Source organism: Abiotrophia sp. (assembly GCF_057275535.1).
The window spans coordinates 67,500-87,701 of the sequence record NZ_DBHIRJ010000009.1; the positions used below are offsets into that span (position 1 = coordinate 67,500).

The 20,202-nt window shown below is 49.5% G+C and carries 14 protein-coding genes; 12 read left to right on the forward strand and 2 right to left on the reverse strand.

The features are described 5' to 3' along the window. Positions 1–148 precede the first annotated feature (148 nt). The 4 genes from murQ to ACO53F_RS08065 all read left to right on the forward strand — a co-directional run bounded on the left by murQ (position 149) and on the right by ACO53F_RS08065 (position 4,507). Positions 149–1,090, forward strand: a complete 942-nt coding sequence (gene murQ / locus ACO53F_RS08050) for an N-acetylmuramic acid 6-phosphate etherase (RefSeq protein ID WP_485138017.1) — start codon at positions 149–151, stop codon at positions 1,088–1,090. Further along, positions 1,087–2,508, forward strand: a complete 1,422-nt coding sequence (locus ACO53F_RS08055; RefSeq protein ID WP_485138018.1) for a PTS transporter subunit EIIC — start codon at positions 1,087–1,089, stop codon at positions 2,506–2,508. The genes murQ and ACO53F_RS08055 overlap by 4 nt, the downstream gene beginning before the upstream one ends. Beyond that, entirely contained in the window at positions 2,505–3,533 is a 1,029-nt protein-coding gene (locus tag ACO53F_RS08060; protein WP_485138019.1) for a MupG family TIM beta-alpha barrel fold protein, read from the forward strand. The genes ACO53F_RS08055 and ACO53F_RS08060 overlap by 4 nt, the downstream gene beginning before the upstream one ends. A 311-nt stretch (positions 3,534–3,844) precedes the next feature. Continuing rightward, positions 3,845–4,507 (forward strand): redox-sensing transcriptional repressor Rex, encoded by a 663-nt coding sequence (locus ACO53F_RS08065; RefSeq protein ID WP_035364830.1) that lies wholly within the window; start codon positions 3,845–3,847, stop codon positions 4,505–4,507. A 49-nt stretch (positions 4,508–4,556) separates the two neighbouring features. Here the strand turns inward: ACO53F_RS08065 and ACO53F_RS08070 are convergent, their stop codons facing one another. Continuing rightward, the gene (locus tag ACO53F_RS08070) at positions 4,557–4,967 is read right to left on the reverse strand and encodes a (deoxy)nucleoside triphosphate pyrophosphohydrolase (RefSeq protein WP_485138020.1); all 411 of its coding nucleotides are present in this window, start codon (positions 4,965–4,967) and stop codon (positions 4,557–4,559) included. A 330-nt stretch (positions 4,968–5,297) separates the two neighbouring features. Here ACO53F_RS08070 and ACO53F_RS08075 point away from each other — a divergent pair, with 330 nt between their 5' ends. Further along, the gene (locus ACO53F_RS08075; RefSeq protein WP_485138021.1) at positions 5,298–7,973 is read left to right on the forward strand and encodes a cation-translocating P-type ATPase; all 2,676 of its coding nucleotides are present in this window, start codon (positions 5,298–5,300) and stop codon (positions 7,971–7,973) included. Between the two features lie 648 nt (positions 7,974–8,621). On the opposite strand, the gene ACO53F_RS08080 is transcribed toward ACO53F_RS08075, so the two are convergent. Further along, entirely contained in the window at positions 8,622–9,560 is a 939-nt protein-coding gene (locus ACO53F_RS08080) for a nuclease-related domain-containing protein (RefSeq protein WP_485138022.1), read from the reverse strand. A 152-nt stretch (positions 9,561–9,712) separates the two neighbouring features. On the opposite strand from ACO53F_RS08080, the gene ACO53F_RS08085 reads away from it, so the two are divergent. From ACO53F_RS08085 to ACO53F_RS08115, 7 genes are all read left to right on the forward strand, one after another. Next, the gene (locus ACO53F_RS08085) at positions 9,713–11,401 is read left to right on the forward strand and encodes a Cof-type HAD-IIB family hydrolase (RefSeq protein WP_485138023.1); all 1,689 of its coding nucleotides are present in this window, start codon (positions 9,713–9,715) and stop codon (positions 11,399–11,401) included. A gap of 81 nt (positions 11,402–11,482) precedes the next feature. Continuing rightward, positions 11,483–12,862: a L,D-transpeptidase family protein gene (locus ACO53F_RS08090; protein WP_485138024.1), complete on the forward strand. Its 1,380-nt coding sequence runs from the start codon at positions 11,483–11,485 to the stop codon at positions 12,860–12,862. Positions 12,863–13,097: 235 nt separating this feature from the next. Further along, the gene (gene yycF / locus ACO53F_RS08095; RefSeq protein ID WP_070756843.1) at positions 13,098–13,802 is read left to right on the forward strand and encodes a response regulator YycF; all 705 of its coding nucleotides are present in this window, start codon (positions 13,098–13,100) and stop codon (positions 13,800–13,802) included. A gap of 13 nt (positions 13,803–13,815) precedes the next feature. Beyond that, complete coding sequence (gene walK, locus ACO53F_RS08100; protein ID WP_311466252.1) at positions 13,816–15,666, forward strand: cell wall metabolism sensor histidine kinase WalK; 1,851 nt, start codon at positions 13,816–13,818, stop codon at positions 15,664–15,666. Then, positions 15,666–17,075 carry a two-component system activity regulator YycH gene (gene yycH, locus ACO53F_RS08105; protein WP_485138025.1) on the forward strand — a complete coding sequence of 470 codons (1,410 nt, stop codon included), beginning with the start codon at positions 15,666–15,668 and terminating at the stop codon, positions 17,073–17,075. The genes walK and yycH overlap by 1 nt, the downstream gene beginning before the upstream one ends. Beyond that, a complete protein-coding gene (locus ACO53F_RS08110; protein ID WP_485138026.1) occupies positions 17,075–17,929 on the forward strand; it encodes a two-component system regulatory protein YycI in 855 nt (284 codons plus the stop codon). The genes yycH and ACO53F_RS08110 overlap by 1 nt, the downstream gene beginning before the upstream one ends. A gap of 14 nt (positions 17,930–17,943) precedes the next feature. Continuing rightward, positions 17,944–19,872 carry a DUF2207 family protein gene (locus tag ACO53F_RS08115; protein WP_485138027.1) on the forward strand — a complete coding sequence of 643 codons (1,929 nt, stop codon included), beginning with the start codon at positions 17,944–17,946 and terminating at the stop codon, positions 19,870–19,872. Positions 19,873–20,202 lie beyond the last annotated feature (330 nt).

The window sequence follows — 20,202 nt, forward strand, 5'->3', positions numbered from 1 at the left end:
AGGGGTCTTGTGGCATTTTTTTGTCTTCTAAGATAAGACAGAGCAAGAAATATTATAGTACAAGAAATGTCTTGACAAAAAGCCAGACAGCGCCTTGTAATGCGCTTACATAAGGGGTATAATAAGCTTGTAGGAAGGAGGAACTACTATGGAACTAGGCAAGTTAGCAACAGAACAAGCCAACCCCCTGTCGCAGGCCATTGAGACCCTGTCAGTGGCCGAAATCACCCAGCGCATGAATCAAGAAGATCAAGGAGTCCCCTTAGCCGTCAGGCAATCCTTGCCAGAGATTAATGCCTTTATAGAAGCCCTGGTACCCGTTATGGCTCAAGGCGGTCGCCTCTTTTATGTAGGGGCTGGAACTTCAGGACGACTAGGTCTCTTGGATGCCTCGGAATGTCCCCCAACCTTTGGCGTCGCCCCTGATCGAGTCCAAGCCCTGATGGCTGGCGGTTTAGAGGCCATGACCCAGGCCATTGAAGGGGCTGAAGACGACCAAGCTGCAGCGGTCCAGGACTTAGCCGCCCTCGAACTATCAGCCAAAGATGTCTTAGTCGGTATCGCAGCCTCAGGCCGCACCCCCTATGTGGTGGCTGCTTTACGATATGCTAAGGAGCAGGGCGCTTTGACGGCGGGCCTTGCCTGTGTGGAGGAGGCCGAGATTAGCCAGTGGGCAGATTATCCAATCGAAATTCCGGTGGGGCCAGAAATTATTGCCGGTTCTAGCCGACTCAAGGCTGGGACAGCGCAAAAGTTGGTGCTCAATATGATTTCCACCACTGCCATGATTCAATTAGGTAAGGTCTATCAAGGTTACATGGTTGATGTTCAAGCCACCAACCAGAAATTGATTGACCGCGCCCATCGTATTATTGCCGCTACCGCGGACCTATCCTTGGAGCAGGCAGCGACTTATTATCAAGCAGCCCAGGGCCAGGTTAAATGCGCCATCCTCATGGCCTTAACGGCTTGTGATTTGGCGGGCGCCCAAGCCCTCTTGTCTGATAATCAAGACCACATTGCCCAGGCTATCCAAGCCAGCCAGCAGTCAGTAAATAAGCAAGATCAAATTAAGGAGGTATTACCATGAATGAATTAGCAAGTCGAATTCTATCCCTAGTGGGGGGCAAGGACAATGTCCTAGCCAATGCAACCTGTATGACGCGTTTGCGCCTGACCCTGCGCGATCTATCCCTAGTGGACCAAGAGGCCCTCAGGCAAGTGGATGGGGTCATGGGCCTAGTCGTCCAAGACCAAGTGCAAGTCATCCTAGGACCGGGCAAGGTCAATCAAGTTGGGTCAGCCTTTGCTCAATTAACAGGTCTCAGTTTGGGCTATGAGGAGCTAGCAGCCGACCAAGTGGCTAAGGCCAACAAAGACCAGCAAAAGGCTAAGTATGACAAGCCCCTGCAACGTTTCTTGCAACGGATTGCCAACATCTTCATTCCTTTGCTTCCGGGGATTATTTCGGCCGGTATGATCAATGGGATTGCCAATGTCATCAATGTCTCCAACCAGAATGCCTGGGCCGGCGAATGGTGGTTCCAAGCTATTCGGACCATGGGTTGGGCCCTTTTCGCCTTCTTGCCAATTTATGTGGGCATGAACGCGGCCAAAGAATTCAAGGGCAGTGCTGTTCTGGGTGGCATGGCTGGGGCCTTGTCCGTGGCAGTTCCAAGCATGCCTCTCTTAGCTAAGGTGGCAGATGCGCCAATCCTTCTGCCAATAACTAATAAGGCCTTCTCACCAGGGGCTGGTGGGCTCCTAGCTGCCCTCTTTATGGGGATTTTCTTCGCCTACCTAGAGCGGGCCATTCGTCGTATCATGCCCGATCTTTTGGACACCTTCTTCACGCCACTCCTGACCGTCGTAGTCGGGGTTCTGGTATCGGTCATTGTCATTCAACCGCTGGCTGCTCTTGTCACGGATGGGATTTATGCTAGCTTAGATTACTTCTATACCCAATTGGGTGCCCTCGGTGGCTTCATCCTCTCCGTTGGCTTCTTGCCACTGGTTTCTGTGGGGCTCCACCAAGCCTTAACCCCAATTCACACCATGCTGAATAATCCGGAAGGGCCAACGGCCGGGGTCAACTATCTCTTGCCAATTCTGATGATGGCAGGGGGCGGTCAGGTCGGCGCGGGTCTAGCCCTCTACCTCAAATCACGCAACAAACGTCTGAGACAATTAACTCGTGACTCCTTGCCAGTCGGCATCCTAGGGATTGGTGAACCCATGATGTATGCCGTGACTTTACCTCTAGGTAAACCATTTATTACGGCCTGCTTGGGCTCAGGTCTGGGAGGTATCCTAGCGGTCCTCTTCCATCTAGGGGCTGTCTCCCAAGGGGTGTCTGGTCTCTTCGGCTTGCTGATTATGGTGCCGGGCACACAAATCTCCTATGTCATCGCCATGTTAGGGGCTTATCTAGGTGGCTTTGTCTTGACCTGGTTCTTCGGGGTGGATGAAGCTCGAATTGCTCAAGTCTATGGTGGCGATTCACAATGAGAGGACAGGTAGTCGGCTTTTCCTTCTATACTAATCAGACCCTAGACGACAATCTGGCTCGGATTGACCGTTTTAGTCAGCAGGGCTTTGGCTATGCCTTTACCAGTCTTAACCTAACCCCTCATTATAAGCCGGTTGAGCTTGACTTGCTCATGGCGGCCTGCCATGAAAAGGGGGTCCAGGTCATGGCGGACATTAATGAGGGCAGTCTAGACCGTTATGGCCTGGACCGCCTACAAGCCTGGGGCTTTGGCTCCTTGCGGGTGGATGCTGGACTGACGCCCCAGCAGATGGCCGTCCTCAGCCAGTCCAGTCACCTGGTCCTTAATGCTTCGACTATTACGGGAAGCTTGCTAGAAGCCTTAGCTCAAGCAGGGGTGGCCCTGGGCCGGGTCTGGGCTGCCCATAACTATTATCCCAAGGTCTATAGTGGCCTCAGCCAAGACTATGTTCTGGCCCAAAACCAAAGACTGCATGCCTTAGGCATTCCCTGTCTAGCCTTTGTCAGTGGCCAGGTGGCTAGGGGCCCTTACTTTGATGGCCTCTGCACCGTCGAGCAGACCCGCCATTGGCCAAGTCAGCAGGCGGCCCTCTATCTCTTGTCACAATGCCAAGTGGACCGGGTCTACATAGGGGATTGTGATGTCAGCCAAGATCAACTGAGTCGTCTGGCCAGTCTTAATGATGGTCTAGTAGAGTTGCGGGCCCAGGCTCCGCAAGTCTTGCTAGATCAAGTCTGGTCTAACCGGCCGGATCCCAGCGATTGGGTCATCCGGGCCTCAGAAACCCGCCAAGCCTTGCGTGGGCAAGAAGTGGTAGGCCAGTCTGGGCCTCGTCAGCGAGGGGATCTGGTCCTGGGCCGAGCCAACTATGGCAGCTATGCCAATGAACTGGAAATTTGCCTGACCGACTTGCCAGCGGATGACCGCCAGGCCATTGTCGGTCAGGTGGTTAGCTCAGATTTAGGCCTCCTGGACTATATTCGGGGCGACTGGTCTCGCTTTCGTTTGTCACTGAGCGAATAAAACAACCCCCATTGTGGCTAGAATAAGGCCATAATGGGGGTTGAATATTTAGCGAAAAAAGCCAAGTTGAAAAGGTTTGCTCTATGAGAAAGACTCTCATCGTTCCCTTCGTCACATAAAAACCACCTAGAGAAGTTCGTGCTATCACGTAAATGAAAGCGTGATAAGGCAGGAGTACGACAATTATTACTGAACTATAATAATTGTATTAAGTTCACCCCTAAATAATGGAGTCTGACCTAGTAAGGTGGTATACTAAAGATATCGACCGGAGAATAAGCAAAATATTTTTATGTGAAAGAAGTGATCAAATGCGTAGAGAAATACCAAAAGCAACTGTGAACCGGCTTCCAATTTACCATCGTTACTTACGATTCTTACAGAATGCCGGAAAAAAGCGGATTTCGTCTACTGAACTCAGTGATGCGGTGAAAGTGGATAGTGCGACCATTCGTCGTGACTTCTCATACTTCGGCGCCTTGGGTAAACGGGGCTATGGCTATGATGTTGATTACTTATTAGACTTCTTCACCAAGACCCTGAACCAAGACCGTCTGACTTCTGTAGCCCTTATTGGGGTAGGGAATCTAGGGAATGCGCTCCTGCATTATAATTTCCGCAAGAATAATAATGTGCGGATTGGGGCGGCCTTCGAAGTAGACCCTAAATTGATTGGAACCATTCAATCGGGTGTGCCAGTCTATTCAATTGATGAGTTGGAAGAGCAATTAGAAGCCCAAGGCATTGAAATTGCCCTCTTAACGGTGCCACAAGAAGAGGCGCCAATAGCGGTAGAACGTTTAGTGGCAGCAGGTATCAAAGGGATTCTCAACTTCACGCCATTGCGTTTCGATGTGCCAAGTCATGTTCGTATGCAACACGTGGACTTAACCAATGAGCTGCAAACCTTGATTTATTTCATCGACAGCAACATGCATCAGCATGATGACTTTGTTGATTTCCGCAGACATTAAAATAAAGGCGACTAGGACTGGGTCCTGGTCGCCTTTGTTTTGTCTATCTCTATAGTGAGGAGCCTTCTTGGGCCAAGAGCTGAGCCGCTGGAATATCGACGGGTGCCCATTCTAGGCTCATGAGGTCTTGGGGCTGGACCCAACGGCTAGCCTGGTGCTCGAGCAGGGTCAGACTGCCAGATAGAATCTTAGCCTTGTAAACCGCCAGCTGAATCGTGGCGAATTCGTAGGTGTATTCCGCCGTCGTCACCCAGTCACCCACTTCAATTTCGAGGGTCAGTTCTTCCTTAATTTCCCGCGCCAGAGCTTGGGCTTCTGTCTCGCCAGCTTCTAGTTTGCCACCGGGAAATTCCCAGAGTCCGGCTAGGCTCATTTGCTGGCCACGCTGGAGGCAGAGGACCTGGCCATCTTGGATAATGGCGGCGCCTACTACACGAATGATTTTGCCTGTCTTTGTCATGTCAATCCCTCCTCATTTCTTCACTCCTATCCTAGCGCGTCCGGCCTCTATCGTCAAGATCGCCGCTTATGTCAAAGCCAAAATAGCAAGTGTTTTTTTCTTGCTTTTTTGGTAGCTTATCTCTATAATAGTAAGAGTAATATAACCATTGACTTCATAAGGGAGTAACTAGAGCCTAGCTCGTTGGTATCAACAAATATGTAGCATCTGCTGCTGGTACTGACTGAAATAGTGAGACTTATGCTGATTCACTCGTTGGGTGGCGGCATAAGTCTTTTTTTACAAGCTGGGGCGGCCAGCATGAAGGAATGGATCAAATAGGAGGTTACTATGTCAACAAAATTATCAGCCTTTAACCAAGAGGCGCAAGCCGTCATTGACAGCTTAGAAAGCCATGTTGAGACGGGCTTGACAGCTGCAGTGGCTGCGCAACGCTTGGAAGAGTTCGGTCCTAATGAACTCAAGGCCGAAGCTCATTCAACCCTCTTGCAGAAGTTTATTGAGCAATTCAAGGACTTCATGATTATCATCCTCTTGATTGCGGCGGCTGTCTCCTTCGTGGCCAGCCACGAGTGGCACGACGCGGTCATCATTCTCCTAGTGGTGGTGCTTAACGCCATTATGGGGGTAGTCCAAGAAGCCAAGGCTGAAGAAGCCATTGACGCCCTCAAGGAAATGGCCTCACCTGACGCCCGTGTCCGCCGTGATGGCAATGTCATGACCGTTAAGTCTCATGACTTGGTGCCAGGCGACATCGTCTTATTGGAAGCTGGAGATATTGTACCAGCGGATATGCGTTTGATTGAAGCCAACTCACTCAAGGTTGAAGAAGCAGCCTTGACTGGGGAATCGGTGCCAGTTGATAAGGACATCAGCGTGATTGCAGAAGAAGGTGCCGGGATTGGGGACCGCCATAACATGGTCTTCTCTAGCACCAATGTAACTTACGGTCGTGCTTTAGCCATTGTAACAGCAACTGGGATGAATACCGAAGTCGGCCATATCGCCAGCATGTTAGCGAGCGCGGAGAAAACCAAGACCCCATTGCAACGCGACCAAGACCGTTTGGGTAAGACCTTGACTATTATGATCTTAGTCATTGCGGCTGTGACCTTCATCGTTGGCTTGTTGCGTGGCCGTCAGATTACTGACATGCTCTTAGTATCTATTTCCTTGGCCGTAGCTGCTATTCCGGAAGGCTTGCCAGCTATTTCGACCATTATCCTATCTATCGGGACCCAAACCATGGCTGACCGTAAGGCTCTGGTTCGGACCTTGCCTGCCGTTGAGACCTTGGGTGGGACCCAAATTATCTGTTCCGATAAGACGGGGACCTTGACCCTTAACAAGATGACCATTGAAAAAGCCTACTATGATGGGGTTCTCCACAAGGCCTCTGAAGACTTAGATTTAGATTTACCGCTCTTACGTTCCATTGTCTTGGCTAACGACACGGAAGTGGACGCCGAAGGTAATTTGATCGGGGATCCAACCGAGACTGCCATGGTTAAGTTTGCCTTAGACAAGGGCTATCCTTTGGCTGAACGCTTGGCTAGCTTCCCACGGGTGGGCGAGATTCCATTTGACTCTACCCGTAAATTGATGACGACAGTTCACCCGCTAGCGGATGGTCGCTACCTGGTAGCCACCAAAGGGGCGCCAGACCAATTGCTCAAACGCTGCCTTCATAAGGACTTTGGCGGCCAAGTGACCGACTTGACCGATGCTGATCGCCAAGCTATCTTGACCGAAAATACAGGCATGGCGCGTCAGGCCTTACGTGTCTTGGCAGGGGCTTATAAGATTATTGATCAATTGCCTAGCAAGTTCGAATCTGAGGAATTAGAACATGACTTAATCTTTGCTGGTTTGGTCGGTATGATTGACCCTGAGCGTCAAGAAGCTGCGGATGCTATTGCTGTAGCCAAAGGGGCCGGCATGCGGACCGTCATGATTACCGGTGACCACGCTGAAACCGCGCAAGCTATTGCGGAACGTCTAGGCATCTTGAATCCAAACGAAGACAACCACCATCACGTCATGACCGGGGCCGAGCTCGATTCTATTTCTGATCAAGAATTAGAAGCGCGTGTTCAAGACTTGTCAGTCTACGCCCGCGTATCGCCTGAGCACAAGGTGCGTATTATCAAGGCTTGGCAGTCTAAAGGTAAGACGGTTTCCATGACCGGGGATGGGGTCAACGATGCGCCTTCCCTCAAACAAGCAGATATCGGGGTCGGCATGGGGATTACTGGGACCGAAGTGTCCAAGGGCGCTTCTGATATGGTCCTTGCTGACGATAACTTTGAAACCATCGTCGTGGCGGTTGAAGAAGGGCGTAAGGTCTTCGCCAACATCCAGAAGGCTGTCCAATATCTCTTGTCAGCTAACTTGGGTGAGGTCATTACCCTCTTCGTAGCCACCTTATTAGGTTGGACCATCTTGCAACCTGTTCATATCTTATGGATAAACTTAGTGACAGACGTCTTCCCAGCCATCGCTTTGGGGATGGAAAAAGCCGAGCCAGATGTGATGAATCGTCCGCCACGGACTAAGGAATCTAGCTTCTTATCTAACGGTATTCTGCCAAGTATCCTCTATCAAGGGGTCTTGGAAAGTGCCTTGACCCTCTTCATCTACCAGTTAGCCCGTCAATGGTACCACCAAGAAAACTTGGCCGAAACCATGGCCTTTGCGACCTTAGGTTTGATTCAACTCTTCCATGCTTTCAACGTCAAGTATGTCTTCACCTCTCTCTTCACAGGGAAAGCCTTCGATAACAAGTTCCTCAACGGTGCCAGCCTCTTATCAGCTGCTATGTTGCTAGGCGTTATCATCATTCCAGGCATCAACGACTTCTTCGACGTGACTGCGCCAACCCTACCACAATGGGGCTTGGTACTCGCTGTATCCTTCAGCATCATTGTGTTAGTTGAACTCATCAAGTGGGGCCTACGCGCTAGTGGCCTAGCTGACAAGTTAAGCAAACAAGAAAGCAAATCATAAGAAAAAGGCCTGCCACCTCTGACCTAGCTCGGAGGTGGCTTTTTTGTTGAAGTGCCAAGACAAAGGCGCGCCATGTCGCATTGGGAATCCGCCATGTCGTGTTGGACCTCCAACGCGACGTGGCACGAGCTCCAAGGGTCCGAATCCGCCCAAAAGGGAGTAAAAAGAGCGCGCCACGTCGCATTGGTAGCCTGCCATGTCGCGTTGGGCCTCCAACGCGACGTGGCTCCACCTCAAAGGCGCCAAAACTACCCAAAAGGGAGCAAAACGAGCGCGCCACGTCGCATTGGAAGTGCGCCATGTCGCGATGGGCCTCCAATACGACGTGGCACGAGCTCCAAGGGTCCGAATCCCCCCGAAAGAGAGCAAAACGAGTGCGCCACGTCGCATTGGGAGTGCGCCATGTCGCGATGGGCCTCCAACGCGACGTGGCACGAGCTTCAAGGGTCCGAATCCACCCAAAAGAGAGCAAAACGAGCGCGCCATGTCGCATTGGGAGGTCGCCATGTCGTGTTGGGCCTCCAACGCGACGTGGCTCGAGCCCAAATAGTCCGAATCCGCCCAAAAGAGAGCAAAACGAGTGCGCCATGTCGCATTGGGAGGTCGCCATGTCGCGATGGACCTCCAACGCGACGTGGCTCCCAAACTTCAGACTCCATCATACTGTGACAGGCACTGATAAACGGTGGCATAGTCATTTTGGTAGCAAGCGTGGTGGCCTTTGTGGAGTGGGTGGAAGTGTTGAGCTAGTTGGCGTTGCAGGGTACGGTCCAATTGCTTGCTTCCCATATAGTTGGAAATTGCCGAGCGACTCAGCGGCAGGTCATGATTTAACAAGGCCCACTCACAGATGCTACGCAAACAGGCGGCTGCCTTATCTTCCCAAAACCCGCAATGCGGGCAGGAAACCTTATAACGACTGCAACTCATGCCCAGCCGCAAGCACCGGGGGCAGCCAATGCCGCTTAGCAGAGTTTGACTCTCGATGGAAGTCAGTTGGCGCGGCCGATAGGGGCTGGCATGTTGGAGTGGTCTCAGTAAATCTAAGACTAGTTGCTGGCGCCGACTGCAAGGCTGACCTGCCACCTGGTCGGCCAGCTCCTGAAGCCAAGCTAGCGCCTGCGGCCACAGCATGTATTGCTCCGAATCTAAGCCCTCGACCTGCAAATGGTCTTGGCTGAAAATCAACTTGGACACTATCTGACAGTCTAATCGCTGGCTCCTTAGAAATTGCTGGAGCAGGCTCTGGGCTCGGGCCACTTGCCCCAGTAAGTCGTGCTGATAAGGCCGCCCGTTGAGTCTGGAAGCAAATCCCTGATAGAGAAAATGCCCGCCATAATGCTTGATTTCCACCAGGTAGAGCCTCTGGGGCACCAGCAAAAGCCCGTCGATTTGCGTGCCCTTTCCCAGGGGAATCCACAAATCAGTCAGGTAAAAGGCAGCCAACCCCAAGTCTTGAATCACTTGGGCAAGCCGTGCCTCGCCCTCTAAGCCAGTCAGGAGGCGCAGGTAGTCTGCCTGGTCCTCCTGGGATAAGTGGCCTCTTTGCTTGATAAGCTGATAAAATCTTGCCTCTTGATGGTACATAGCGCTTCCTCCTTCTTATATAAATACCCCAAAAGGCTCCTTCTCGCACCAAATCCAGACCTAAAAGTTTGATGAGAAGGGCTGGGTCTTTTGCTTTTAAGTCTTTTCCATTATAATAGACAGTGAATAAGTCAGGAGAAGGAGACAGGACTATGTTGAATGAGATGATGCACCGGCCAGTGGTCATGCAGAAGATAATCGACTTGATGCGGGAGGGGCAACTGCCTTTTGAAGGAGTCGTAGGTCAGTTGGAGGCCTTTGCTAATGCCAATGGGATTCCGGTGGTCCCTCACGAAACAGCCAAGTTCTTGGACTTTTTCTGTGCTACAACCCAGCCGCAACAAATCCTGGAAATCGGGACCGCCATTGGCTTTTCGGCTAGTCTTATGGCTCAACACCTAGCATCTGACGGCCACTTAACCACGATTGACCGCTACGCCCTCATGTTTGAACGGGCTAAGTCCAATTTTGAGCAGGCCGGTCTGGCGGATAAGGTGACAGTCCTAGAAGGGGATGCGGCTGATATCCTGCCTACCTTACCGGCTAATCACTATGATCTGATTTTTATGGATAGTGCCAAGGCCAAGTACTTGGAGTTCTATCCTTACTGTATGCGTCTGCTTAAGATGGGGGGCGTCCTATTGATTGATGATGTCCTGCAAGCGGGCACCATCATGGATGCCTTAGATACACGGCCTAAGCGCGTGCGCAAGATTCATCGCAAGCTCAATGAACTCTTCCAAGCCGTCTTGACCGATCAAAATCAACGGGCCTGCCTCCTGCCTTTAGGCGATGGACTGCTCATGGTCCGCAAGGAAAAGGAAATAGAGGTAGAGGACTTCCTAGCCACCCAATGGGATAAGACCTGGTGCCAACAAGTGGCAGAAAAAGCCGAGTCCAAACGCCAAGCGGCGGCGCCTGCCCTTAACGAGTTCCAACAAATGGCCGCCGAACAAATAGAAGACAGCAAGGAATCTGGCCAAGAACTAGCTCAGGATATTGGCTTAATCGCCATTGACCTAGATGGCACCCTGCTGACCAACCAAAAAACCATTAGTGCCACCAACGTCGCCACCCTGGCTCGGGCGCATGAGGCCGGCATTAAGATTGTCATCTGTACCGGTCGGACCCTGCCTGGGGTGGATTTCTATGTGGCGGAGCTGCCTTTCTTAACTGAGTCGGACTTTATGATTCTGCAAAATGGGGCGCAAACCTTGTCGGCCCAGGCGCCTTTCCAATCGGTCTTCCAACGCTTCTTGACCCAAGCGGCGCGGCAACGGGCGCTGGAACTAGTGGCGCCCCTCAAGGACCAGGGTGCTCAGTTGGTGGCCTTTGACCGCGACCATATCTACCTAGTAGGGGATCCAACGCCTAATGCCTTGGTAGCTCGCGACGCCCAGTTTCTTAAAACAGACGTAACGCCAATCTCCGACGAAGACTTCCTGGCCAATAGCCAACTCAATAAGGCCATGATTCTGGCGCCGGAAGCAGTGCTAGATGCTTGGATTCCGACCATTGAGGCGACCGACTGGCAAGCTCTGTCCATGGTGCGGAGCCAGAAGGTTATCCTAGAATTTCTGCCGGTTGGTGTTTCTAAGGCTAGTGGATTAGACCAGTTGGCCCGTCACTTAGGTCTGCGTCCTGAGCAAGTCATGGCTCTAGGCGATGCGGCTAATGATGCTGAGATGTTAGATTTTGCCGGCTGTGCGGTAGCCATGGGCAATGCCTCAGACGACCTCAAAGCCAAGGCTGACTTTGTGACTTTAACCAATGAAGAAGATGGCGTTTCACATGCCATTGAGACCCTCATATTACAAAAGAAACAAAATCATATAGAATAATTAATGGAAGGGTCAAAGAAAATTCACAATTCGATGCTAAAATCTGTATTTGAATAAGAGAAAAAGTGAGGACGAGAAATCATGAAAAAGGGATTGATCATTGGCTCGACAACAGTTTTATTATTAGCTGGTTTGGGCTACAGTGCCGGTGTAGGCTTCTACGCCCAGAAATTCCAGGCCAACACTAAATTTGGCTCCTTGGATATTTCCAACTTAACCTTAGCGGAAGCGGAGGATAAGATTGGTAAAGACCTTAACCAGAAGGAAGTGACCATTCTGGAAAATGGTAAGGAAGTAGGTCGCTTTACCTTAGAACAAGCAGGTGTCCAAGTAGATGCCAACAAGGCTTTGGAATCAGCCTATAATTCACAAGACCCAACCGGTTGGGTAGGTAGCTTCTTCAATACTACCGAATATAAGAACGTCTTGCTCAATCACGTGGCCTTTAACGATGAGAACCTAAGCAAGACCTTGGATGGCTTTGGCTTGAACAACCAAAACCGGACAGCGGCTGAAGATGCTAAAATCGAGTATTCTAACGGTCAAGGTTACCACGTCACCCCTGAAAAGGACGGGAACCAATTAGATATAGCCAAGGTTAAGGAACTGATTGTTTCTCAAGTGCAATCAGGTAACACCTCGGTTGAAATCAATTCGGCTTATCAAGCACCAAAAATCAAGAGTGACGATCCTAAGATTACCCAAGTCATGGATCAAATTAACAAGGTCGCGGATACCAAAATTACCTTGACTATCTCAGGCAAGGAAGAAGTCGTTCCTAAAGATAAAATCAATGACTGGATTCAATTCGATGAGTCTAATAACTTGGTAGTAGACCAAAGCAAGGTTCAAGACTATGTTAAGGAACTCAACACCAAATACGCGACCATCAATAAAACGCGTAAATTTGCTTCAACCTTATCTGGGGTTGTCGATGTAGAGCCAGGGACCCTAGGTTGGTCCATTGACTCCGAGACAGAAGCAGAGAAGATTGTAGCAGACCTTAACAAGGGTGGTACCATCAAGCGTGAACCAACGGTTGTTGGGACGGGTTATGCCGACAAGGAAAATGATATCGGTCCAAGCTATGTCGAAGTCGACATTGCCCACCAAATGATGTTTATTTACAAGGATGGTAAGAAGGTACTGGAAACACCAGTCGTAACCGGTCGCCCTGGGACGACCACTATCCCCGGGGCCTACGCGGCTTGGAACAAGGAGTCTCCTTCAACCCTCAAGGGTTACAACCCACATACTCAGGTGGAATACAAACAGCCCGTTGATTACTGGATTCCATTTGATGACACTGGCCAAGGGATTCACGATGCCAACTGGCAAGCTTCCTTCGGGGGCGAAACCTACCTATCGCGTGGTTCTTTAGGCTGTATCAACACACCACCAGGTACCATGGCAGAAGTTTACCAATTAGTTGAAGTCGGGATGCCAGTTATCATCTTCTAATGATTAAACGCCTTTAATTTGGAAACCTTAAACGAGAGGCCCCACCTTTTGTTTAAGGTTTCTTTTCAAATACTTGTCTATTAGGTTACAAGTCGTATCAAGCTTTGACATAAGTAGAAAACTTGAGCGTAAGGGCTTTTATATTCCCGCAAAACCCGCTATAATAAAGGAGTGAGACCTTAAGGGGAAGGCTCACCCATTTGAACCTAGAACGTCATGAGAAAGGATGAACCATATGAAAAAGATTCTAGTCGTAGATGATGAAAAGCCAATCTCTGATATTATTTCTTTTAACTTAGAAAACGAAGGCTATGCCATTGAAAAAGCTTATGATGGTGAACAAGCATTAGAGGTATTCGAGAAGAGTCAACCAGACTTAGTGATTTTAGACCTCATGTTACCAAAGATGGACGGTTTGGAAGTTTGTCGTGAAATTCGCAAACAATCCGCTGTACCAGTTATCATGTTAACCGCCAAAGATTCAGAGATTGACAAGGTCTTGGGTTTAGAGTTAGGGGCAGATGACTATGTCACCAAGCCATTCTCTAACCGTGAACTCATTGCCCGCGTTAAGGCTAACTTGCGTCGCAATCTAGTCAAGGAACCTGAGCCACAAGAAGTCAACAAGAACGAGATTGTAGTAGGAGATTTGGTTATTCACCAAGATGCCTACATTATCTCTAAGCACGGGGAAGAAATTGAACTGACCCACCGGGAGTTCGAATTACTCCACTACCTAGCACGCCACATTGGCCAAGTCATGACCCGGGAACATCTCCTTGAGACTGTTTGGGACTATGATTACTTCGGGGATGTGCGGACGGTCGACGTGACCATCCGTCGTCTACGGGAGAAAATTGAAGATATTCCAAGCCACCCAACTTATATTGTGACTCGTCGTGGGGTCGGCTACCTCTTGAAGAATCCAGATCAAGAATAGGAAGTTCTAGCATATGAAGCGAATCAGACGATTATTTCAATCGATCCATTTTAAAATTCCGATTCAAATCATTATTATTCTGCTGATTGCTTTCCAATTCGTGGGGGTCTACTTCGTTAACCAATACGAGAGCCGTACGCTCAAGAACTACCAGGATCAAATCGATACCCAGGTAGAGTTCTTGGTTAACAATGTGACGCCAATCTTAGAAGAACGCTTGAGTGAGACGGATGAACGCGCCCGTCTGACTCAGGTCATTGATACCTTCTCAAATAGTAATTTGACCCGTATCCAAATCATCAATACCAAGGATGGGATTATCGCGTCAAATAACGCCTTGGACCAGTCAGAAGCACTGGCCAAGACCAATGATAATAATGTGAGGGAAGCGTTGGTTAGCCAACGCTCTTCTAAGTTTTCAGAGTATGATGTCAATAACAAGCGTCATACCTACACCACGATTAAGCCTATCTTGAGTCAGTCGAATAATACGGTGGTAGGGGCGGTCCGAGTAACGGCCAATATGAACCGGGTCTATGAGCAGACCCAAAGTGTCATGAGTGTCTTCATCCAATCAGCGGTTATTGCCATTGTGGGGAGCTTTATCTTAGCCTTGGTGCTCTCTCAAGGCTTAACCATGCCCATTGAAAACATGCGTCAACAAGCCCTGCGAATTTCGGAGGGGATTTATAACTACCCGGCTAAGATTTTTGGTAATGACGAGTTGGGCGAACTAGCAAAGACCCTTAATGAATTATCGGTCAAGGTTAAGGACTCTCAAGAATTGATTGAATCCGAACGTCAACGTTTGGACGGGATTCTCCGTTATATGACTGATGGGGTGATTGCGACCGACCGGCGTGGTAATGTCCTGCTGGTCAATGAGCGGGCCTTACAACTCTTAGGTATCGACCAACAATCCGCCATCGGGATTTCCATTATTCGCCTCTTGCGGCTCAAGGATCAATATACCTTGACCGACTTGCTAGGTGATGACCGGGAAATCCTCATGGATTGGGTAGACCATGGGGAGTATTCCATCCTCAAGGGAGAATTCTCCGTTATTCGCCGTGAGACCGGCTTTGTTACCGGGGTTGTCTGTGTCTTAACAGACGTCACCGAACAAGAGAAGACCGAGCAAGAACGGCGGGACTTTGTATCCAACGTCTCCCACGAATTGCGGACGCCTTTGACTTCCATCAAGTCCTATACCGAAGCCCTGCGCGAAGGGGCTTGGCAGGACAAGGTCATTGCACCTCAATTCCTCAATGTCATTCAATTGGAAACCGACCGTATGATGCGGATGATTGGTAATCTGCTGGATCTATCCAAGATTCATGAAGGTCAATATAAACTCAACCTAGAATACATCGACTTTAAACGCATGGTCAGTCATATTCTGGACCGCTTTGAATTTATGTTGGAACAGAATCCTGACCAGAAGAAATTCAAGCTTAAGCGGGATTTCACCTCGCGAGAAATTTACCTGGAAATTGACCAGGACCGCGTGACTCAAGTGATTGATAATATCTTAAACAACGCTATCAAGTATTCTCCTGATGGGGGTGTCATCGTCGTCAAGATTGAAGACTCCCATTCCCATGTCCACTTGTCCATTAAGGACCAGGGGCTAGGGATTCCGCAGAAGGATATCCCACATCTCTTCCAACGCTTCTACCGTGTTGATAAGGCACGGTCACGTGAGCAAGGGGGGACAGGGCTTGGTCTGGCTATTTCCAAGGAAATCATTGAACTGCATGGTGGGAAAATCTGGGCGACCAGTGTGGAAGGCAAGGGTTCGACCTTTGGCTTTGATCTTCCTTATCTGCAGATGGACTTTGATGATGAAGGGTGGGATGATTGATGATTCGCCGTCTCTTTATTCCTATTACCTTAATTCTGGCTGTCCTCACCAGCGGGGTCCTTTCTTGGTTGCTTCTAACCAACCCTGATTTTCTCTATGGTGCTAATTCGCAAACGCCACAACAAACGGTTCGTAATGAGCAAGTGGACAGTCTCAATCGCCAAGTTGCTGGCATGAAGTTAACCGATGTGCTAGCTCCTGTAGCCCTAGATGCCTATGAAGCAGGCGGTTACTGGGAGGCTAGTACCAGTCATCTAGACCAGGTGACGGCAGCCTTAGCTCAGACACCGAGTGAACTAGGGGGGGACTTTGATGTGGTAGAGTCTTCAACGACTTTTGCTAACATGTCGACCAGTCCTCGTTTGATTCTGCGTTTTGCTGACCGCTTGCCAGTCTCCTTGTGGGGACAATGGTTCAAGTCTAAGGACGGCCCGCCACTCGATTTTGAAGCTGACCAAATCTGGCTCTTGAAAGAGGAGCCCCAAGTTCTCTACTTAGTTAATCAGGTCGATGAGACCTATGTCCGGGTGCCCCTCAATGGCTGGGACTTTGCCAGCCTCTATCAGACGGTGACCCAGGATGTCACTTCTTGGACCGCCATGTCTCAAGTGCCTTTAGCCAAGGGCAAGGCCCTGATTCGGACCGAAGCCTTTAGCCTGCCAAGTCAGGTCTATACCCTTAAGAAAGAATCGGAAGCTAATCTGATTGGTCTCTTCTTTGGTTCGGACAACTACTCCATTACGGATAGCGGTGAGAGCGGGGAGAAAAAATACAAGACCCTTGACTTAGAACTCGATGTCAACTCTGATAGTCATGTCTATACTGCGCGAAGTGAAGCTAGCCAGAACCGCAATGCTCTTAACCGCGACCAAGTCATCATGGATTCATTTGCCGAAATGAAGAAATACGGAGTCTGGACCCAAGGCCTGCGTTTGACCACCAATAATAGCACCAATACACTCTATTACCGGCGCTATCTAGACGGCTATCCGCTCATGTCGGATGCCTCACCTTATTACTTAGGCCTGCAATTTAATTTGTCGCCCAAGGTGACACGCTTTTCCGGCTCTTTCCTGAGCCTGCGTTCGCATATTGACGACAAGAGTAAAGCAACCGACCTAGATTCAGCAAGTGGCTTGGTCTCCCAGCTACATGAGCAGGGTATGGTGACGACTGACCTGGATCAGATTTTTGTGGCCTATGAATGGCAGGCCAATATGGAGAACTTCCAGTTGGTGACCTTTATTCCTAAGTACTATATCGAATATAAGGGGCGCTATATCTCTTTGGAACGACTTAATCGCGGTGAGCTACGACATAACCAGGATGCCTCAAGTTCAGATGCAGCAAGTAGCGAGGGGACCAGCCCACAAGGTGTAGATACCCTAGATGAAGGGGGCCAAGAATAATGGATTTTAAACGGACCCAGATTTTACTCTTAGTCTTCTTCATCTTCTTCGATGCCTATCTGGCCTTTACCCTGATTACCAAGCAGCAGGTCAGACAGACCAATAGTGCGCAAGTCACCAATGTCAGCATTGAGACCCAGCTCAAAAACCGTAACATCAAAATCAACCAGACCCTATCTAACGAAAGCTATCAGCTGCCCGTTGTTAAGACGGAAACTAGCCAAGTCCTCGACAAGGAGCGTGGCACCCTTCAAGGTCAGACTGCCCGTTATAATAATGGGATCTTACAATCGACCTTTGATCAGCCACTGGATTTGGGTCTCGGACTTGATCGAGATAGCAAGACCTTGACCCAGGAGCAGGTAGAAGACATTCGCCGTAATTTCTTGGATCGGCCTGAATATTTTGTTCGGGGGGCAGAATATACGGTTTGGTCCTTTAGTCCAGAATCTCGGACCCTAACCTTCTACATGGTGGCTTATGATGGCTACCCTGTCTTGGACGGGAGTTCTGAGTTGCGACTGAGTTTCAATGCGGATTTCCAATTGCGGGAATACACCCAGACCTATCAGAGTGATTTTAAGGTCTTGGACCAACCCATTGCGCTGATTAGTGTTAAGGATGCCCTCAAACTTCTGGAGACCCGGGTCGATACCTATATTCCGGATGGCTCGACCATCCAACAAATTAGCCTAGGTTACTATCGTACGGTTAATTTGCAGGACTTTGATGTCTACACGCCTGTTTGGGAGATTACCTATAGTCAAGATGAAGCAAGTACCCGTACGGTCTTGGTCGACGCGGTGGAACACCAAGTAGTGACCAAGCCTAATACCAACGTCACAAGCCCATAAAGGAGGAAAATAAGATGAAGCGACGCTCATTCTTTTGGTTAGCACTCATGGCCCTAGTGCTCGCGCTTGCGGGACCTATTAGCCAGATACGTGCTGCCGAAGTATCTTATAAGATTACCAATCAAGATGTCACTGCCGAGATTACGGCTGAAGGGAACGTTAAATTCACCCAGAAATGGGTCTTTGACGCCAGTTTCATGAATGGTGCCCTCCTCAAGGTGGATACAGGTGGCTTTGAATTAGGCGCCTATAAGGTCGGCGTTGAAAATGGGGACAAGCTTGAAGAGTTCACTGAGGATAAGTTGGACTCCAAGCGGCCTAAGACCTTCCACATTCAATCCAACCGTGACATCAGAACTTTCAAGGCTTACTACCCTGTTAGCAATAAGAAGGTAACCTTTGTGGCCGAGTATACCCTCAATCACATCGTGACCAACTATGCCGATACTGCGGAATTCAACCGTAAGCTAATTGGGGAAGGGATTGACTTCAAAACAGACGTTACTGCCAAGGTCATTCTGCCACCAGGCCAAATTACCGATAAGGATAGTTTCAAAGCCTGGGCCCACGGTGGGACCGGAAGCGGGACAGTAGAACTGGGCCAAGAAAATGGGCGCTCTGTCGTGATTCTTAAGTCTAATGGAACACCAGCCAATCGCTTTGTCGAAGTGCATACCATTTTCCCAACGTCCTTGACGCCACACAACACCAATGTCGTCAATCAGAATATGAAGGCAGAAATTGAATCTAAGGAAGCTGCCCAAGCAGAAGCAGACCGCAAGGCCTATGAAAGCCAGAAGTATACCACTAGTGCGGTCCAGTGGGGAGCTATGATTCTCATGTCCTTGCTTCCCTTTCACCTCTGGCGTAAATACTTTAAGTTACGTCGCGAGTTGAATCCTAATCCGGTTCAATTACCCATTCACAACTACAACTTGCCATCACATACGGCGCCAGCAGTTGTTACTTCCGCTGTTTTCCGGTCTAGTGGGGAACCTAATCCCGATGACTTCTCAGCAACAGTTGCTGACTTAGCCCGTAAGGGGTATTTGGAGCTAGAGGAAGAACGTCGCGAAAATCGCGGCATCTTCAGCAATAGTTCCATGACCGCGCGTGTCACCAAGCTGACAGACGAGGTAGCCGACTATCCGCTTCAAGGTCACGAACGGGCAGTCTTGACCTTCCTCTTCCCAGATGATGAAACCAGTGTCACCCTAGAAGACTTGGAAAAACGCATGAAGAAGAACCGGCATTTTGCCAAGAAGCGCTTGGCAGCCTACGAAAACTTCCAAAGCCGTGCTAGCATCGCCGGTTCACAATTAGTGGAATCGGCACGAGACAAGAATAATAGCCTACGTTTCCAAGCTATTGGGGCCATTATCCTTAATGTCATCTTAGGTGGGGCAGCCCTCTTTGCAGGCTTTATGGCCACCAATCATCCCTTCCTACAACAAGTAGGTTGGATTGCACTGGGCCTAGCCCTCTTGGAAATCGTCCTGAATGTGATCTTTATGATTACTGTCTCTGTCCGACCACTCCGGACGGCAGAGGAAGACCAACTCTATCAAGAGTGGCATGGCTTTGCCAAGATGCTAGAAGATGTGGGGCAAATGAATATGCGAGACATTGCTTCCCTAGCTCTTTGGGAAGAATACCTAGTATATGCCATTGCCTTTGGGATAGCGGATAAGGTCTTGGATGCCCTCAAGGTTCAATTCACTCAAGCAGAATTGGTAGAAGGTATGACCTACTATCCAATGTACTATAATACAGGCCTCTACAGCCATGTCCTCAGCCAATCCATCTCATCTAACGTGAGCTCGGCTTCCGCTTATAGCCAAGACCACTCTTACTCCGGCAGTAACTCCGGTGGTTTCGGTGGTGGCTTCAGTGGTGGCTCCTCCGGTGGTTCCGGTGGTGGCGGCGGCGCAAGTGGCTTCTAATAGATCAAAGACTGGGATTTTGTCCCGGTCTTTTTTTGAATTTGTAACTTATGAAAATTTCTTACCATTTGGGCTTGACTCTGACTAAGTGGCGTGATATATTAATGTTCGTCTGAAAATGACAGACCAACTATCCGAAAAAACATTTGAGAAAGTCGAAAAAAAGTGTTGACTTCTCCAATGCAGGGTGGTATGATATAAAAGTTGTCACGTGGTGACGACGAGCACATTGAAAACTAAACAAAGACACACCAAGAATGTGAGGGTCATCGAGGAAACTTGATGAACAACCAACAATTCGGCAGCAGACAAGCTGGGTAAAAAACAAGC

Excerpts from the sequence above, each read along its gene's own strand:
- ACO53F_RS08080 (WP_485138022.1), bottom strand. The coding sequence starts at position 9,560 with ATGTACCATCAAGAGGCAAGATTTTATCAGCTTATCAAGCAAAGAGGC.
- ACO53F_RS08110 (WP_485138026.1), top strand. The coding sequence starts at position 17,075 with ATGGATTTTAAACGGACCCAGATTTTACTCTTAGTCTTCTTCATCTTC.
- ACO53F_RS08070 (WP_485138020.1), bottom strand. The coding sequence starts at position 4,967 with ATGACAAAGACAGGCAAAATCATTCGTGTAGTAGGCGCCGCCATTATC.
- ACO53F_RS08065 (WP_035364830.1), top strand. The coding sequence starts at position 3,845 with ATGCGTAGAGAAATACCAAAAGCAACTGTGAACCGGCTTCCAATTTAC.
- yycH (WP_485138025.1), top strand. The coding sequence starts at position 15,666 with ATGATTCGCCGTCTCTTTATTCCTATTACCTTAATTCTGGCTGTCCTC.
- ACO53F_RS08090 (WP_485138024.1), top strand. The coding sequence starts at position 11,483 with ATGAAAAAGGGATTGATCATTGGCTCGACAACAGTTTTATTATTAGCT.
- ACO53F_RS08060 (WP_485138019.1), top strand. The coding sequence starts at position 2,505 with ATGAGAGGACAGGTAGTCGGCTTTTCCTTCTATACTAATCAGACCCTA.
- ACO53F_RS08055 (WP_485138018.1), top strand. The coding sequence starts at position 1,087 with ATGAATGAATTAGCAAGTCGAATTCTATCCCTAGTGGGGGGCAAGGAC.
- ACO53F_RS08075 (WP_485138021.1), top strand. The coding sequence starts at position 5,298 with ATGTCAACAAAATTATCAGCCTTTAACCAAGAGGCGCAAGCCGTCATT.
- murQ (WP_485138017.1), top strand. The coding sequence starts at position 149 with ATGGAACTAGGCAAGTTAGCAACAGAACAAGCCAACCCCCTGTCGCAG.
- walK (WP_311466252.1), top strand. The coding sequence starts at position 13,816 with ATGAAGCGAATCAGACGATTATTTCAATCGATCCATTTTAAAATTCCG.
- yycF (WP_070756843.1), top strand. The coding sequence starts at position 13,098 with ATGAAAAAGATTCTAGTCGTAGATGATGAAAAGCCAATCTCTGATATT.
- ACO53F_RS08115 (WP_485138027.1), top strand. The coding sequence starts at position 17,944 with ATGAAGCGACGCTCATTCTTTTGGTTAGCACTCATGGCCCTAGTGCTC.
- ACO53F_RS08085 (WP_485138023.1), top strand. The coding sequence starts at position 9,713 with ATGTTGAATGAGATGATGCACCGGCCAGTGGTCATGCAGAAGATAATC.